Genomic DNA, 15,647 nt, shown 5'->3' with positions numbered 1-15,647 from the left:
GCCGAGGCTTCCTTTGAAGAAGCGGCCATTCTAGCGAGATAATGAAAAGTGTCAAACACTTTATTAAATTATTTCGCCTTACCGATTTGACCTACTGATTGGCTGGCTAATTGGGCTTGAACCCTTACTGGCTGTGCCGTGTCAGTGAGGTCGCATTATAGAGATCGTCGTCACGTTGGCAAGCGTTATTTTATAAAAATTGCAAAAATAGCGCTTAATCACCAAATTACTGCTCAAAGCCTTATTTATTCAATTTTACTAAGATCAAGTAAACATGTTACCCACAGAGTTATACACATTAGCTGTAATTTTTATCTTTTCAAACGTAGAAAAAGCGCCTTCAGACGCTTTTTCCGTTTCACTCATTTCTTTTTTAAACTATATAGAAGATTAAATACCTGCATCATCTCCTTAGTTATTCTCTTCATGAAGACCACACTCTCTTTTTAAGCCGAAGAAACGCGTTTCTTCTTCATTCATTCCCGGTTCCCATTTACGAGTGGTATGAGTGTCACCAACTGAAAGGTAACCTTGCTCCCACAATGGATGATACGGCAGGTGATTTTCTTGCAGATAATAATGTACATCTTTATTTGTCCAATCAATCACAGGTAGGAATTTAAACACACCATTTTGAATCGCTAAAATAGGTAATGCCGCCCGCGATTGTGATTGCTCGCGGCGTAGGCCAGAAAACCAAGTACCAATATCTAGTTCATCTAACGCTCTTCGCATCGGTTCTACTTTATTAAGGTGATTGTATTGTTCAATGCCAGTAACGCCTTGTTCCCAAAGTTTACCGTAACGCGCCTCCTGCCATGATGGACTTATCGTAGCGCTGAAGATATGCAGATTGAGATTCAGGTGATCCGTGAGCTGGTCAATAAATTGATATGTTTCAGGAAATAAATAGCCCGTATCCGTCAATACCACTGGTATATCACTTTTTACGCTAGAAACCAGATGCAGCATCAATGCGGCTTGAATGCCAAAGCTAGAAGAAAGCGCATGGGTTCCTTCTAGATTCTCAATCGCCCACATGACCCGCTGCTGTGCTGTTAACGTTTCGAGATAAGCATTTAATGGGGCAAGGTGTAACGTTTGCTCTACTTTAGTTAGCGCCAATAACTCGGACAATTTAGGAACTACTGGTACTTCAAGCATAGAAATCTCTCTTAGAGATGATCACCTCTTCTATAATGCCGGTGCGAATGGTGAAATCGCCAAAACCCTCATTGGATTGACGCTCTAGCGCCCAGCGGCCGACTAGATGGTCAATTTCTTCTAGGATCTGTTTATCGGTAATGTTTTCTTTATACATTTTAGGCACACGTGTGCCCGCTCTATTGCCGCCAAGATGTAGGTTGTAGCGACCGGGAGCTTTACCAACTAAACCAATTTCAGCCAACATGGCTCGGCCACATCCGTTCGGACAACCTGTGACACGTAAGATAATGTTTTCTTCTTTAGGTAACGCATGTTTTTGTAGGATCGTCTCTACATCCGTTACAAATTGAGGGAGGAAACGTTCCGCCTCAGCCATAGCTAATGGACATGTAGGGAAAGAGACACACGCCATCGAATTTTTACGTTGCTCACTCACATTGTCATTGATCAAACCATGCTGACGCGCAATCTGCTCAATCGTAGCTTTTTGTACAGCAGGTACCCCCGCTACGATGAGGTTTTGATTGGCCGTCATACGAAAATCACCTTGGTGGATTTTAGCAATTTCTGCCACACCACTCTTTAGCGGTTTATCAGGGAAATCGAGTAAACGACCATTTTCGATGAAAAGTGTTAAATGATGCTTACCATCGATGCCTTCAATCCACCCAATCCGATCACCACGTTCTGTGAGCTCGTAAGGGCGGCTGACCGCAAACTCAATACCAGCACGCTTTTCAACTTCGGCTTTGAACACATCGACGCCCACTCTATCGAGTGTGTATTTAGTTTTTGCATTTTTACGATTAGACCGGTTTCCCCAATCACGCTGAGTCGTAACCACAGCGGCGGCGACTTCTAAGGTTTTATCCAAAGGAATAAATCCGAAATCATCAGCACGACGCGGGTAAGTAGAAGTATCACCGTGCGTCATGGCTAGGCCGCCACCCACCAGCACATTAAAACCAACTAACCGACCTTGTTCGGCAATCGCAACAAAGTTTAAATCGTTGGCATGTACATCCACATCGTTTTGGGGCGGAATAACCACTGTCGTTTTGAACTTACGCGGTAAGTAGTTATTACCTAAAATCGGCTCTTCATCTGTAGTTTCTAGTTTTTCACCATCCAACCAAATTTCGGCATAAGCGCGCGTTTTAGGTAACAGATGTTCCGAAATCTTCTTCGCCCATTCGTAAGCTTCCTGATGCAGTTCAGACTCCACAGGATTGGACGTACACAGTACGTTACGGTTCACATCACCCGCTGTGGCAATCGAATCAATACCAATGCTGTTTAACGTTTGATGCATCAATTTAATGTTAGGCTTCAATACCCCATGAAACTGAAAGGTTTGGCGAGTGGTTAAACGAATGCTGCCATATAGGCTGTGCTCAGTTGCAAATTTATCTATCGCTAGCCATTGTTTCGGTGTGATGATCCCGCCAGGAATGCGCGCACGTAACATCACATTGTGCAGAGGTTCTAACTTTTGTTTTGCACGTTCGTTACGAATATCGCGATCGTCTTGTTGATACATGCCATGAAAGCGAATCAACTGAAAGTTGTCAGCACTAAAGCCACCTGTGATGTGATCTTGCAGATCTTGCTCGATCGTCCCACGTAAAAAGTGACTTTCACGTTTCAAGCGCTCGTTATCTGACAATGGGCCTAGCTCTTGTCCTAATACTTCTTGATGATTAGATTGTTGTTTGGTGCTCATTAGTACACATCCCTTTGATAACGTTTTGCTTTGCGCAGATCGTTGATATATGTCTCTGCCTGTTCACGTGATAACCCACCTTGCTGCTGTGCAATAACAATTAGTGCATCATGCACATCTTTCGCCATGTGCGTTGCATCACCACAGACATAAAGATACGCACCGTTTTGAATCCATTGCCAGACCAGTTCGGATTGTTCAAGTAATCGATGCTGAACGTAGACTTTCTCATGCTGATCACGGCTAAACGCCACATCTAGACGACTCAGCACACCGGATTTCAGATATTTTTGCCACTCAACTTGATAGAGAAAATCTTGAGTAAATGTACGATCACCAAAAAACAGCCAGTTTTTTCCTTTTGCTTCACGGTTATCACGCTCTTGAATAAAGCTACGAAATGGCGCAATTCCGGTGCCAGGACCAATCATGATAATAGGCACGTTATCATCTTGCGGTAGTTTGAAATTATTATTGTGTTCAATGAAAACCTTTACCTTGTCGCCCTCTTCTAAGCGCTGGCCAAGGTAACTGGACGCTCCCCCAAAACGGTGCTCATCTTGGTGTGTATACTGAACAATGCTGACGGTAAGATGCACTTCATCTTCAACTTCGCTTTGACTTGATGCGATAGAATAAAGACGCGGCGTTAAACGACGTAATAAAGAGAGTAGCGCTTGGGCCGTCAGTTTAGTTTGCTTCTCTCGCAGTACATCAATCACTTGATGATGGCTCGCATACAATCTGAGCTTCTCTTTATCCTCCACCAGCTCAAGCAGTTTCGTACAACCAGATAACTCAGCAAACTTGGTCACCATCTGAGGATTTGCAGCCGTAATTTCATATTTATGCATTAAAGCACTATGGATGGATAAACTTTCGCCATCGACCTCAACACTTTCGACACCCGATAGCCCAGTCGCAGATAACACGGCATTGACTAACTCTGTATCGTTTTCATACCATACTCCAAGCGCATCCCCAGACTGATACGTTATACCTGACTCACCCAAGTCAATTTCAATGTGGTGCACCTCTTTTCCTGAATCTCGCCCAGTAATTTTTTGACTCGTCAGTAAAGTCGCACTGTAAGGATTTTGCTTACTGTATTGAGATAGATGACTCGTGGTTTGACTCACGGGTAATTGCACAACTTGCGCAGGCGTACTTGCAAAAGCTTCTTTTACCACTGCTAATGCCTTGGCTTTCCACTCGGTGGCTTGATGTTCGTAATCAACGTCGCAATCCACTCGTTCAATAAAACGTTTGGCACCAAGCTGCTCTAAAAATGCATCAAAATCTTTACCCGTTTGGCAGAAAAATTCATAACTGGAGTCACCTAAGCCAATCACACCATATTGCAAGTGAGGTAATTTCGGCGCTTTCTTGGATTGTAAAAATTCATGCAGCGCTAATGCATTGTCAGGGGCTTCGCCCTCGCCATTGGTCGATGCAACAAAAATAACATGCGTTTCTTTCGCAAGATCTTTGCCCTTGTAATCACTCGCATCGAATAATTGAACCGCGATACCGGCAGCCTGAGCTTCTCTTTCCAATCCTTCAGCAAGGCCTTTTGCATTGCCTGTTTGAGAAGCGAAAATAATGGTTAATTGAGTCGCAGGCTCCATTGATACTAAAGTGGCTGCTTGTGAGCTGGAAGTAGAAATACTTGATGCTTGAGACTGACTGAGGCCCCAAAAATATCCGCTAACCCAAGCAAGCTGCTGCGGGGAAAGTTCTGAAATAGTACGCTGCAATCCGTTCAGTTGCGCGTCATTGAGTGGGCTAGCTAAACTGGCTAGCTCTTGGGGTATGGTATTTCCTGAAGACATGGTCACGACTTCCCTATTCATTGCGTGACAATAGATTAACCACTCTCTTTAATAACAAGAAAGAATAGATAAGTATGTTTTATAACTTTTTGGAAGTAGGCATTACGCTTAATTCTCTCATTTAGACTCGACTCGAACTTGCTTAAAACCCACCTCCATAGCCGATTTAGAGGCAAGATCCAGATCGGTATACTGGCATTCGTCACCCTGAGAATCGGTTAATAGCACGAACCCACCACGGCAATGCCGAAACTCGACTATCCAATGCCCTTCTTGGAAAGAAGGTTCAATAATGGCTTCGATAAGCTTGTTCTCACGATACAAGTCCCTTAACTCGGTAATCGTCATCACCACACCATTTTCACATTATTCACTCGTGAATTAAGCATGGTACATTTTGCTTATTCTGCTAAGAAATTGCGCAATAATATAATTATCAGTTATAAAAAACGCCACCTTGCAGAGGTGGCGTTTTATGGAAAATGCATTTAGCGCGTAAGTATCGAATCGATACTTAAAATTGAAATTCAGCCCCTAAGAACCAACCATCAACAAAGACAAATGAGTTTTTCGTTTTTGGGTCAAGTTCGGTGAATTCAAGATCAATCACACGATAGCCGCCACGCAATGCGACATTGCCAGCACGAATAGGTATGGAATACTGCAAACCCGCTAGTACATCTGCGCTTTTAATTCCGCCACTATCACCAAAATCAAACTGCCCAATCACATCAACTTGGGTATTGGGAATTTTAATTGTGGCATAGGCATACCAGTTAAAAGTCGTCTTATCAAAACTGTACTTCAAGCTATCTGGTGCTTGATACTGAGAACCACTATATTGAGTGAATGTAACACCCGCATCGAACGACATTAACTGTCGCTCTAACAGATTGTAATACAAGGTATAGTCGTATTTATCAAAGGATGCATAATCCGCCTCAAGCGTTGTATAACGAATACTCGCATTGGGCAAATAAGGTAGCTGATGCTCAAAAGCAACGTGGATTGAAGGTGTCTTCACATCATCACGACGAGTATTGTCGATTTTAGTGCTGCCCCACCACATGTCAGCGCCAACTTCTCCACGATAAAATGATTCTGCTTGAACCGATGCGGTTGACATCATCATTGCCACACTGACCAACGCTAACCAAATTGGTTTATTCATCCCTATTGCTCCCTATTTATTCGCTACTAATGCATGTTCTTAATTGAACGCGATAGTAGCATATTCCTGAAGTGAGTTAACATTTCGTTGAGTGCCACATTAGCGAGGGGTGTACACCACATGACGGAAGAACCAGACCCCCAAAACAATCACAATGATCCAAGGTAGTAGCTTAAACATCACTCCAATCATGCCTAGTAATGCCAATACTATAAAGCCCATGACCGTCGCAATAAACACAGTCGCCAAAGTGATGCCTGTCGCCAGTAAAGTTGCAATAAAAACCAATAAGAAAATAAGTTCAAACATGATGTTTTCCTCCGTTTCTCTTACCACTAGCAGATATCGAGCCAACTTGTCATTACCACCTCTGATTTCAAGTCAAGACTAAAAAATCACAGTTTCTTGGCCAATCAAGCACTTGAAAAGCAATATTTATTTCAATAAAAAAAGCCAAATAACACCGAGTCATTTAGCCTTTCTATTATGTGTAAAAATCACCACTTAAGTTGGTGATTTTTACACATTCAACTCTTTCGGAATTTTTGCTAATGCCGCTTGCACGACTTCAATTCCCGCACCGGGCTTATGCGCATTTTCACTGATATAACGTCGCCATTGACGAGCACCTGGCATATTTTGGAACATACCTAACATATGGCGAGTAATATGGCCAAGGTAAGACCCCTGAGCTAATTGACGTTCAATATAAGGAAACATCTCTTCAATAATTTGAGAACGTTTTTTAATCAGCGTATCCATACCAAAAATGGTCTGATCCACTTCCGCCAACAAATAAGGGCTTTGATAAGCTTCCCGTCCAATCATTACGCCATCAAGATGCTGTAAATGCTCACTGACTTCAGCTAAGGTTTTGACACCGCCATTCACAGCAATGACTAAATGTGGGAAATCTTTTTTCAGCTGATATGCCCGGGAGTAATCTAACGGCGGTATTTCACGGTTCTCTTTTGGGCTCAAACCACTAAGCCACGCCTTACGCGCATGAATAGTAAACTGTTCACAGCCCCCTTTCTCTGATACCAATGAAATAAAATCAGTCAAAAATTCATAAGAATCCATATCATCAATACCAATGCGCGTCTTTACGGTTACCGGAATATCAACGACTGATTTCATCGCTGCAACGCAATCCGCCACCAGTTGCGGCTCAGCCATTAAACAAGCACCAAAACGACCATTCTGGACGCGATCGGACGGACAACCTACATTGAGGTTGATTTCATCGTACCCGTACTGCTGGGCAAGTTTGGCACAATGAGCAAGGTCTTGAGGATTCGAACCACCCAATTGTAACGCTACTGGGTGTTCCTCCTCGTTGTAAGCCAAGAAGTCCCCTTTACCATGAATGATCGCGCCTGTCGTGACCATCTCGGTATACAGTAACGTTTGCGAGGACAGCAAGCGATGAAAGTATCGGCAGTGGCGATCTGTCCAATCGAGCATAGGGGCTACTGATAGCTTACAAGGGTGAGTCATGATTTAGATATCCCAATTCAGTCAGTTTCAATGGCTAAACTTACAGCCAAAAACAAAGTTTGGCATTGTAATCGCTTCGAGTTTATAGCGCCAACAGTTCTTCTTCTGTATCGTTTTGCATCGATATAAGGTAATTTAAGTACTATTTTCGTTGCAAACAACGATCACATCGCTAACTAACTCCAGAAAATGTTGTAGGCTACAAGGCTATTAATCTGGAAATAGTATATTATTATTAAAGTCCAATGGTTATGGTGATGAATTTGGACCACAAGCTAACGAAACAAATAGAAGAACTATGCGCAGCGAGAGGAGTACGACTAACTTCTCAACGAAAGAGAGTGTTTGAACTGATTTGTTCAAGCCAAAAAGCATCCAGTGCTTATGAATTGCTTGAAGATTTAAAGCAAAGCGAGCCCCAAGCGAAACCACCAACGGTGTATCGTGCTCTGGACTTTTTGTTAGAACAAGGCTTTATTCATAGAGTGGAGTCAACAAATAGCTTTATTTCATGTTGCTCTTGTAATGCTAATAAGCATTTCTCACACCTATTAATTTGTGACAAATGTGGCAATGTTATTGAACTTCAAGATGATAGTCTGATAGCCTTGCTAGCAAGCAACGCTGAGAAACACGGTTTTAACATCGTTAATCACGTTATTGAATCTCATGGTGTTTGCCAAACGTGTTCCTCAAGTCTGAAAGTATAAAAACAGTAGAAGAAGGTTATGCGCGCTGAATTTGTAAACCCGTTTTTAGCTTCTTTAATGAACGTGTTAAAAACGATGGCTTCATTAGAGTTGAAGCCACAGAAACCTCGTGTAAAGAAAGATGAGATTGCCCGTGGTGATGTCTCTGGTTTGATTGGTATGGTTGGTAGTCAAAGCCGCGGTTCCATGTCTATTACTTTTGATGAAAGTCTAGCATTGGAAATCATGCAAAATATGTTAGGTGAACGCCCCAACGGTCTCAATGAAGAAGTGACAGATATGGTCGGCGAAATCACCAACATGGTGACAGGCGGAGCTAAACGTATTCTTGCCGAGAGTGGTTTTGACTTTGATATGGCAACTCCGGTTGTTGTCTCAGGAAAAGGCCACACGATTCGTCATAAATGCGAAGGTGCAATTATTATCATGCCGTTTACCTCTCAGTGGGGTAACGCTTTTATCGAAATCTGTTTCGAGTAAGCTCTTTCATTAAAGAAAAAAAGGTTGATACCGTTAAGTATCAACCTTTTTTATTTGGATAAAACCTTACTCACATCCAAGTAAGGTTTTGACGCATTACGCTTTAAATGTCTTAAACGCGTTAATCAAACCATTGGTTGAGCTGTCGTGTGAACTCACTTGAGCACCGTCGGCTAACTCAGGCAGAATTTGGTTTGCTAACTGCTTACCAAGCTCAACGCCCCATTGATCGAAACTGAAGATATTCCAAATAACACCCTGTACGAAAATTTTATGCTCGTACATAGCAATCAGGTTGCCCAAAGTGCGTGGCGTGATCTGCTTAACTAAGATTGAGTTGGTTGGGCGGTTCCCTTCAAACACTTTAAATGGTGCGATTGCCGCCATTTCTTGTGCTGATTTGCCCGCCGCTTTTAGCTCAGCTTCAACGGTTTGCTGCGTTTTTCCAAACGCTAACGCTTCTGTTTGAGCAAAAAAGTTCGACATCAATTTTTGGTGATGATCACCCGCTGGGTTATGGCTGAGCGCTGGCGCAATAAAATCACACGGGATCAATTTTGTTCCCTGGTGGATCAATTGATAAAAGGCGTGTTGACCATTAGTACCAGGCTCACCCCAAATGATTGGACCCGTTTGGTAAGTTACCGCTTGACCGTTACGATCTACGTATTTACCGTTTGATTCCATATTGCCCTGTTGGAAATAAGCGGCAAAGCGATGTAAGTATTGGTCATAAGGCAGAATCGCTTCTGATTCGGCGCCGTGGAAGTTGTTATACCAAATACCAATCAAGGCTAGGATCACAGGAATATTTTGCTCAAAAGGTGTCGCCACAAAATGTTGATCCATCTCATGCGCGCCGGACAGCAGTTCCACAAAGTTGTCATAGCCTACAGCCAATACAATGGATAGACCAATTGCTGACCATAGTGAGTAGCGTCCACCGACCCAATCCCAAAATTCGAACATGTTGTCTGTATCAATACCAAACTCAGCGACTGATTTCGCATTAGTCGACAGCGCTGCAAAGTGTTTTGCAACATGAGTTTCATCGCCTGCTTCCGCTAAGAACCAATCACGAGCCGTATGTGCATTGGTCATGGTTTCTTGGGTGGTAAACGTCTTTGAAGCCACTAAAAATAGCGTGGTTTCTGGATTGACTTTTTTCAACGTTTCAACGATGTGTGTTCCATCAACGTTAGAAACGAAATGAAGATTAAGATGATTCTTATACGGCGCAAGTGCTTCTGTGACCATGTATGGACCAAGGTCTGAACCACCAATACCAATGTTGACAATATCGGTAATCGCTTTACCAGTGTAACCTTTCCATTCACCAGAAATCACTCGTTCAGAAAACGATTTCATTTTCTCAAGTACCGCATTCACGGCTGGCATCACATCTTCACCATCAACCATGACCGGTGTGTTACTGCGGTTGCGTAACGCAGTGTGCAGTACAGCACGGCCTTCAGTTTGGTTGATCGCGCAGCCTTTCAGCATAGCGTCGATGGCTGACTTTAGTTCAGTCTCATTCGCCAATGCTTGTAAATGTTGTAAGGTCTCTTCGTTGATCAAATTTTTTGAGTAATCAACAAGAATATCTGAACCAAAACGAGTCGAGAATTTATCGAAACGTTGTGCATCTTGTGCAAAAAGCGATTTAAGGTCCATATCTTGCGCTGATTCAAAATGCGCAGTCAGTGCTTTCCAAGCGTTGGTTTGCGTTGGATTGATATTTTTCAACATGGTATCTATCCCGATGTGACAGTAGGTTTTATTCCTATCATTCCTAAACTCTGTTTCAAAATGATGGAATCCCCGATTGAGCAAAAAAAGAAAATGGTATCGACTGCCTATATTTGGAAGGCAACACGTCGTTATTCGTTTTGTGATCGCCATTATGACGCAGCTTACCCGCTCTCATATTGAGTTAGGTCAGGTAAACCTAATGGGTGCATACTCTGGCTTTATTGATACGACATCTCAACACGAGAAGTGAGTTTCGTCACTAACTCGTAAGCGATCGTGCCAATGTGAGAGGCCACTTCTTCAGCTGGTAGCTCTTTTCCCCATAAAATAACCTCATCCCCCACCTTGTCGCTGGCTTGCGGACCGAGATCGACCGTAAGCATATCCATTGAAACTCGCCCTGCAATCGGCACTTTACGCCCATTGACAACAACCGGAGTTCCATTGGGTGCAGTACGAGGATAGCCATCGCCATAGCCAATTGCGATAACACCAACCTTAGTGTCACGCAAGCTTGTCCAAGTGGCACCGTAGCCGACACTCTCTCCCGCTTTAACATCTCGCACTGCGATCAAGTGTGATTTTAATGTCATTACAGGTTGATAGCCCAGCGCTTGCGCCGAGTTATCATCAAAAGGAGAAACGCCATACATAATAATACCTGGGCGAACCCACTCTAACTGGCTGTGCTTCCAAGCTAATAAACCAGCGGAGGCAGCAAGTGATCTTTCACCCTCATGACCTTTTGTCATTGCTAAAAATAGCTCAATTTGCTCAGAAGTCGTTGATTTATCGAGTTCATCGGCACAACCAAAATGACTCATATAACGCAATGGCTTCACTACGTTTTTACACGCTTGCAAACGTTCTAAAAAATCGGGGTATTGTTCTGGGCGCACACCTAAACGATGCATTCCGCTATCGATTTTCAACCAAACATTGACTGGGACATCCAATTGAGCTTGCTCTAAGGCGACTAACTGCTCCTCACAGTGAACAACGGTTTGAATGTTATTGGTCACCAATACAGCAAGATCCATCGGGGAATAAAAACCTTCAAGCAACAAGATAGGTTTTACCACACCGCTCGCTCTCAGTTGCAGTGCTTCTTCAATGCGCGCCACGCCAAATGCATCCGCGCCCAGTGCATGTTTCGCAACATGCCGAAGCCCATGACCATAACCATTTGCTTTGACCACCGCCATAATTTTACTGTTTGGTGCCTGCTGTTTTACTCGCTGTAGGTTGTGCTTTAACGCATCGAGATCGATGCAGGCGGTCGCCGCTTTCATGTAGCTCATCAAATTACTCATCGTCAAATGCAGGGCCTGCATAGTTGTCAAAACGAGAATACTGCCCTTGGAAGGTCAACCGTACAGAACCAATCGGGCCGTTACGTTGCTTACCTATAATAATCTCTGCGATACCCTTTAACGAACTATCAGGGTGATACACCTCGTCGCGATAAATGAACATGATCAAATCGGCATCTTGTTCTATCGAACCGGATTCACGCAAGTCGGAGTTGACTGGGCGTTTATCGGCGCGCTGCTCCAACGAACGGTTAAGCTGCGATAAAGCCACCACGGGCACATTCAATTCTTTAGCCAGCGCTTTTAACGAGCGAGAGATCTCCGCAATTTCTAAAGTACGGTTATCCGATTGCGAAGGAACTCGCATCAACTGCAAGTAGTCGACCATGATGAGCGACAAGCCGCCATGCTCGCGCGCAATACGACGAGCTCTAGAACGAACCTCGGTAGGCGTGAGGCCTGAGCTATCATCTATGTACATATTTTTCTTTTCCATGAGAATACCCATGGTAGACGAAATTCGTGCCCAATCCTCATCATCCAGCTGCCCAGTACGAATTTTGGTTTGATCAACGCGAGAAAGCGATGCCAACATACGCATCATGATTTGTTCAGCTGGCATCTCAAGAGAGAAGATAAGAACCGGTTTTTCTTGCTCCATGGCCGCGTTTTCACACAAGTTCATGGCAAACGTCGTTTTACCCATAGAAGGGCGAGCAGCTACAATGATCAAATCAGAACCTTGTAAACCAGCCGTTTTCTTATTGAGATCAGCAAACCCCGTATTCACGCCCGTGACACCATCTTGTGGTGTTTTATACAGCAGTTCAATACGCTCTAAAGTTCTTTCTAAAATCGAATCGACATTCTGCGGGCCTTCATTTTCGCTGGTACGCTCCTCAGCAATGGCGAACACTTTACTTTCAGCCAGATCGAGCAAATCTTCCGAACTGCGCCCTTGCGGATCATAACCTGCATCCGCAATCTCATTGGCAACACCGATGAGGTTACGCACCAATGCTCGTTCCGCTACGATTTCAGCATAAGCATTAATGTTAGCCGCACTGGGCGTATTTTTCGCCAAATCCGCTAAATAAGCAAAACCGCCGACATCTTCCAACTGTTCGCGACGCTCGAGATACTCAGATAATGTAATAAGATCGAGCGGCTTACTGGCTTCCAAAATAGATTTAGCTGCATCAAAAATTAAACGATGCGCACGGCTATAGAAGTCTTTGCTGACCACACGCTCAGCCACCGTATCCCAACGTTCGTTATCCAATAGCAAGCCTCCAATCACTGATTGCTCAGCTTCGATCGAATGTGGAGGAACTTTAATTGCGTCGACTTGTGCGTCAAACGGTTTACGATTTCGTTGATCTGTTCGTGGTGCAGCCATGACTTCGCTCAATACTATCTAATGACCGACCATTATAGCCAGAATAGATCATTTGTAATTATGTAAACGAAACTTTGTGTTTATCTCGTAGAGAATTAACCTCATGCTGACCAAACAGAACCGCCCTACACCTACTATTTCGCCCACTATTTTTATTCACTTTAGGGGTACTTCGTGTCCAAAATTTGGTTTCTTAGTTTTAGCCTGTTCGCGATGAATGCAGCTTATGCTAATGAGGATCTTAAAAACGATACGGAAATCGAAGTTCCTTCTCCTTGGAATAGCCAAGTCGAATTAGGTTACCAAGCCCACTCAGGTAATACTGATTCAGAGTCATTGAATTCACGAGTCAAGACAGAATACATAACAGGTCGCCATCGAACCAATGGTGAGTGGAAATTGTATCGTCTTGATAAAAATGGAAAAGAGAATAAGCGGCAGGCAAACTATTCGCTGCAAAGTGACTATAAGTTAGCTTCAAAAGCCTATCTATACGCAAACTTTAACGGTGTTGATTCGAAATACAGCGCCTATTTCAAAGACTACACTCTATCTGGTGGAATGGGTTACCAATTGATGAATACCGACATATTACTATTAGAGCTTGAAATAGGGCCCGGCTTTCGTTATCAAAAACCTAACCTAGATGAGATATCAAGTACGGATATTGTGTTTGCAAATACAGTCGAAGAAGTCATATTTCGTGGTAACTTAAAAGGTGTTTGGGCAACTTTCGATAATTTAACCATCTCCTCTGAACTGACTCTTGTCGCAGGAGAAAGTAATATCAGAACCGATAGCGAACTCATTTTAACCAACCACATTACTGATTCGATTGCGTTGAAAGTGAACTTGTCTCGCCAATACCACGATAAGGTTCCAGCAGGACTAAGTAAAGCCGATAGCGTCACTTCATTTAGTTTACAGTTTCGTTTCTAGGTAGTTTGAAGATAAAAAAAACACCAGCCAAGGCTGGTGTTTTCAATTCATCCGAAGACTGAAATTACTCAGCAACGATTTGAATTTTCGCAGTTGCAAACACTTCTGAGTGAAGTTGGATGCTCACTTCGAAAGAACCTACGTTACGTAGAGCACCTTCAGGTAGACGAACTTCGCTCTTAGATACTGCAACACCTGCCGCTGTAATAGCGTCAGCGATATCACGAGTACCAATAGAACCAAATAGTTTACCTTCATCGCCCGCTTTAGAAGTAATAACAACAGCTTCAAGAGCGTTAACTTGTTCAGCACGAGCTTGATATGCAACAAGTTGCTCAGCAACTTTAGCTTCAAGTTCAGCACGACGAGTTTCAAACATTTCAACGTTAGATTTAGTTGCCATTACAGCCTTACCTTGTGGGATAAGGAAGTTACGAGCATAACCAGATTTCACGCTTACAGTGTCGCCAAGGCTGCCTAGGTTACCGATTTTATCAAGTAGAATAACTTGCATTGATTAATCCTCTTTCTTAATAAACGGTGCCAATTACTGATGTTTATCAGTGTATGGCAATAGAGCTAGGTAGCGAGAACGCTTGATTGCACGAGCTAGCTGACGTTGGTATTTAGCGCTAGTACCAGTGATACGGCTAGGTACGATTTTACCAGCTTCAGTTATGTAGTTTTTAAGAGTTGCTACATCTTTGTAATCAATCTCTTGTACGCCTTCTGCAGTGAAACGGCAGAATTTACGACGACGGAAGAAACGAGCCATGGGCTATCTCCTGATCTTAAATTTGAGTAATGTGGTCGGCATGTAGCACCAATTTACCTACGCCATTATGGCTAGTTTGGTAAGCGACAAAGCCACTTACGGTTATGGTGCTGCCTTGTACTAAGTGTTGAGTGAGATTCGTTGACCTCTGCCCACTGACGACTACCGGCATACGACAATAGACTTGTCTCGGTAAATCAGCTTCTATCACTGTTGAGCGATGTTCAAGCCAGAAACGGCAATGTTCAATACCCGCAGGACTTTGGCTTCGAATGGGAGGTTTTGCGACAGTGCCACTCAACTCCATCCGATTGGTCATAAAATCAATTACTCAGCGTCTGCATCGAAACGAGTTTCATCACGCTTAGAACGCTCTTCTTTAGCTTTCAGCATGATTGATGGCTCGGTGATAGCAGCTTTAGTACGCATGATCATGTTACGTAGAACTGCATCGTTAAAACGGAAAGCAGTTTCTAGCTCATCAATCACAGCTTGGTCAGCTTCAACGTTCATAAGAACGTAGTGAGCTTTGTGAAGCTTGTTGATTGGGTAAGCCATTTGACGACGACCCCAATCTTCTAGACGGTGGATAGTACCGCCAGTTTCAGTGATAGAACCAGTGTAACGCTCGATCATGCCAGCAACTTGCTCGCTTTGATCTGGGTGCACCATGAATACGATTTCATAATGACGCATCGGTTGCTCCTTACGGATTATTCAGCTTCCAGGTTTGGCTCGGTCGTCCATAGGAAGCAAGGAACGAAAAAAAAAGACCGAGAATTAAGGACGGCAAATAGTACAGAAACGAAGCAGGATTAGCAAGGGAAATGTACTAAGGGTCACGTCAAACAAAAAGGGAAGCCTAAGCCTGTCTCTTGATCACAAG

17 protein-coding genes are annotated in these 15,647 nt (G+C 43.4%); 3 read left to right on the top strand and 14 right to left on the bottom strand.

The window, feature by feature from the left end:
- Positions 1-411 precede the first annotated feature (411 nt).
- From PL85_RS17125 to dusA, 7 genes are all read right to left on the bottom strand, one after another.
- Positions 412-1,164, bottom strand: coding sequence for a phosphoadenylyl-sulfate reductase (locus PL85_RS17125; RefSeq protein ID WP_094150237.1), 753 nt, complete (start codon positions 1,162-1,164; stop codon positions 412-414).
- Positions 1,157-2,890, bottom strand: coding sequence for an assimilatory sulfite reductase (NADPH) hemoprotein subunit (cysI, locus tag PL85_RS17120; protein WP_115339464.1), 1,734 nt, complete (start codon positions 2,888-2,890; stop codon positions 1,157-1,159). Before cysI ends, PL85_RS17125 begins: the two co-directional genes overlap by 8 nt.
- Entirely contained in the window at positions 2,890-4,743 is a 1,854-nt protein-coding gene (locus tag PL85_RS17115) for an assimilatory sulfite reductase (NADPH) flavoprotein subunit (RefSeq protein WP_088728582.1), read from the bottom strand. Before PL85_RS17115 ends, cysI begins: the two co-directional genes overlap by 1 nt.
- Positions 4,744-4,839: 96 nt before the next feature.
- Positions 4,840-5,070 (bottom strand): hypothetical protein, encoded by a 231-nt coding sequence (locus tag PL85_RS17110; RefSeq protein ID WP_038149123.1) that lies wholly within the window; start codon positions 5,068-5,070, stop codon positions 4,840-4,842.
- A 166-nt stretch (positions 5,071-5,236) separates the two neighbouring features.
- Positions 5,237-5,893, bottom strand: coding sequence for a TIGR04219 family outer membrane beta-barrel protein (locus PL85_RS17105; RefSeq protein ID WP_019282801.1), 657 nt, complete (start codon positions 5,891-5,893; stop codon positions 5,237-5,239).
- 99 nt (positions 5,894-5,992) lie between these two features.
- Positions 5,993-6,202, bottom strand: a complete 210-nt coding sequence (gene pspG / locus PL85_RS17100) for an envelope stress response protein PspG (protein ID WP_026027454.1) — start codon at positions 6,200-6,202, stop codon at positions 5,993-5,995.
- Positions 6,203-6,412: 210 nt separating this feature from the next.
- Positions 6,413-7,393, bottom strand: coding sequence for a tRNA dihydrouridine(20/20a) synthase DusA (dusA, locus tag PL85_RS17095; protein WP_115339463.1), 981 nt, complete (start codon positions 7,391-7,393; stop codon positions 6,413-6,415).
- A gap of 251 nt (positions 7,394-7,644) precedes the next feature.
- On the opposite strand from dusA, the gene zur reads away from it, so the two are divergent.
- Both zur and PL85_RS17085 read left to right on the top strand, forming a co-directional pair.
- On the top strand, positions 7,645-8,103 hold the full coding sequence (gene zur / locus PL85_RS17090; protein ID WP_029388347.1) for a zinc uptake transcriptional repressor Zur: 459 nt from the start codon (positions 7,645-7,647) through the stop codon (positions 8,101-8,103).
- An 18-nt stretch (positions 8,104-8,121) separates the two neighbouring features.
- On the top strand, positions 8,122-8,583 hold the full coding sequence (locus tag PL85_RS17085) for a chemotaxis protein CheX (protein ID WP_017043302.1): 462 nt from the start codon (positions 8,122-8,124) through the stop codon (positions 8,581-8,583).
- A 96-nt stretch (positions 8,584-8,679) separates the two neighbouring features.
- Here the strand turns inward: PL85_RS17085 and pgi are convergent, their stop codons facing one another.
- The 3 genes from pgi to PL85_RS17070 all read right to left on the bottom strand — a co-directional run bounded on the left by pgi (position 8,680) and on the right by PL85_RS17070 (position 13,047).
- Entirely contained in the window at positions 8,680-10,332 is a 1,653-nt protein-coding gene (gene pgi, locus PL85_RS17080) for a glucose-6-phosphate isomerase (RefSeq protein WP_064624238.1), read from the bottom strand.
- Between the two features lie 221 nt (positions 10,333-10,553).
- Positions 10,554-11,636 (bottom strand): alanine racemase, encoded by a 1,083-nt coding sequence (gene alr, locus PL85_RS17075; protein ID WP_174223815.1) that lies wholly within the window; start codon positions 11,634-11,636, stop codon positions 10,554-10,556.
- A gap of 4 nt (positions 11,637-11,640) precedes the next feature.
- Positions 11,641-13,047 carry a replicative DNA helicase gene (locus tag PL85_RS17070; RefSeq protein ID WP_013857915.1) on the bottom strand — a complete coding sequence of 469 codons (1,407 nt, stop codon included), beginning with the start codon at positions 13,045-13,047 and terminating at the stop codon, positions 11,641-11,643.
- A gap of 174 nt (positions 13,048-13,221) precedes the next feature.
- On the opposite strand from PL85_RS17070, the gene PL85_RS17065 reads away from it, so the two are divergent.
- Positions 13,222-13,986, top strand: a complete 765-nt coding sequence (locus PL85_RS17065) for a DUF481 domain-containing protein (protein WP_115339462.1) — start codon at positions 13,222-13,224, stop codon at positions 13,984-13,986.
- A 64-nt stretch (positions 13,987-14,050) separates the two neighbouring features.
- Here PL85_RS17065 and rplI read toward each other — a convergent pair whose 3' ends face one another.
- Genes rplI through rpsF form a run of 4 tightly spaced genes read right to left on the bottom strand, consistent with a single transcriptional unit; the run spans position 14,051 to position 15,457 of the window.
- A complete protein-coding gene (gene rplI, locus PL85_RS17060; protein WP_115339461.1) occupies positions 14,051-14,500 on the bottom strand; it encodes a 50S ribosomal protein L9 in 450 nt (149 codons plus the stop codon).
- 33 nt (positions 14,501-14,533) lie between these two features.
- Complete coding sequence (gene rpsR, locus PL85_RS17055; protein ID WP_000090472.1) at positions 14,534-14,761, bottom strand: 30S ribosomal protein S18; 228 nt, start codon at positions 14,759-14,761, stop codon at positions 14,534-14,536.
- A gap of 16 nt (positions 14,762-14,777) precedes the next feature.
- Entirely contained in the window at positions 14,778-15,080 is a 303-nt protein-coding gene (priB, locus tag PL85_RS17050) for a primosomal replication protein N (RefSeq protein ID WP_026027846.1), read from the bottom strand.
- Between the two features lie 8 nt (positions 15,081-15,088).
- Positions 15,089-15,457: a 30S ribosomal protein S6 gene (gene rpsF, locus PL85_RS17045; protein ID WP_013857919.1), complete on the bottom strand. Its 369-nt coding sequence runs from the start codon at positions 15,455-15,457 to the stop codon at positions 15,089-15,091.
- Positions 15,458-15,647: the final 190 nt, after the last annotated feature.

The organism is Vibrio anguillarum (genome assembly GCF_001989995.2).
Lineage (GTDB): Bacteria > Pseudomonadota > Gammaproteobacteria > Enterobacterales > Vibrionaceae > Vibrio > Vibrio anguillarum.
Note: the sequence above shows the minus strand (reverse complement) of the source record. Positions and strands in the feature narration are given on the sequence as shown.

Excerpts from the sequence above, each read along its gene's own strand:
- PL85_RS17110 (WP_038149123.1), bottom strand. The coding sequence starts at position 5,070 with ATGACGATTACCGAGTTAAGGGACTTGTATCGTGAGAACAAGCTTATC.
- PL85_RS17105 (WP_019282801.1), bottom strand. The coding sequence starts at position 5,893 with ATGAATAAACCAATTTGGTTAGCGTTGGTCAGTGTGGCAATGATGATG.
- zur (WP_029388347.1), top strand. The coding sequence starts at position 7,645 with ATGGTGATGAATTTGGACCACAAGCTAACGAAACAAATAGAAGAACTA.
- rplI (WP_115339461.1), bottom strand. The coding sequence starts at position 14,500 with ATGCAAGTTATTCTACTTGATAAAATCGGTAACCTAGGCAGCCTTGGC.
- PL85_RS17070 (WP_013857915.1), bottom strand. The coding sequence starts at position 13,047 with ATGGCTGCACCACGAACAGATCAACGAAATCGTAAACCGTTTGACGCA.
- pspG (WP_026027454.1), bottom strand. The coding sequence starts at position 6,202 with ATGTTTGAACTTATTTTCTTATTGGTTTTTATTGCAACTTTACTGGCG.
- PL85_RS17085 (WP_017043302.1), top strand. The coding sequence starts at position 8,122 with ATGCGCGCTGAATTTGTAAACCCGTTTTTAGCTTCTTTAATGAACGTG.
- dusA (WP_115339463.1), bottom strand. The coding sequence starts at position 7,393 with ATGACTCACCCTTGTAAGCTATCAGTAGCCCCTATGCTCGATTGGACA.
- rpsF (WP_013857919.1), bottom strand. The coding sequence starts at position 15,457 with ATGCGTCATTATGAAATCGTATTCATGGTGCACCCAGATCAAAGCGAG.
- cysI (WP_115339464.1), bottom strand. The coding sequence starts at position 2,890 with ATGAGCACCAAACAACAATCTAATCATCAAGAAGTATTAGGACAAGAG.
- PL85_RS17115 (WP_088728582.1), bottom strand. The coding sequence starts at position 4,743 with ATGAATAGGGAAGTCGTGACCATGTCTTCAGGAAATACCATACCCCAA.
- priB (WP_026027846.1), bottom strand. The coding sequence starts at position 15,080 with ATGACCAATCGGATGGAGTTGAGTGGCACTGTCGCAAAACCTCCCATT.
- PL85_RS17125 (WP_094150237.1), bottom strand. The coding sequence starts at position 1,164 with ATGCTTGAAGTACCAGTAGTTCCTAAATTGTCCGAGTTATTGGCGCTA.
- pgi (WP_064624238.1), bottom strand. The coding sequence starts at position 10,332 with ATGTTGAAAAATATCAATCCAACGCAAACCAACGCTTGGAAAGCACTG.
- alr (WP_174223815.1), bottom strand. The coding sequence starts at position 11,636 with ATGAGCTACATGAAAGCGGCGACCGCCTGCATCGATCTCGATGCGTTA.
- rpsR (WP_000090472.1), bottom strand. The coding sequence starts at position 14,761 with ATGGCTCGTTTCTTCCGTCGTCGTAAATTCTGCCGTTTCACTGCAGAA.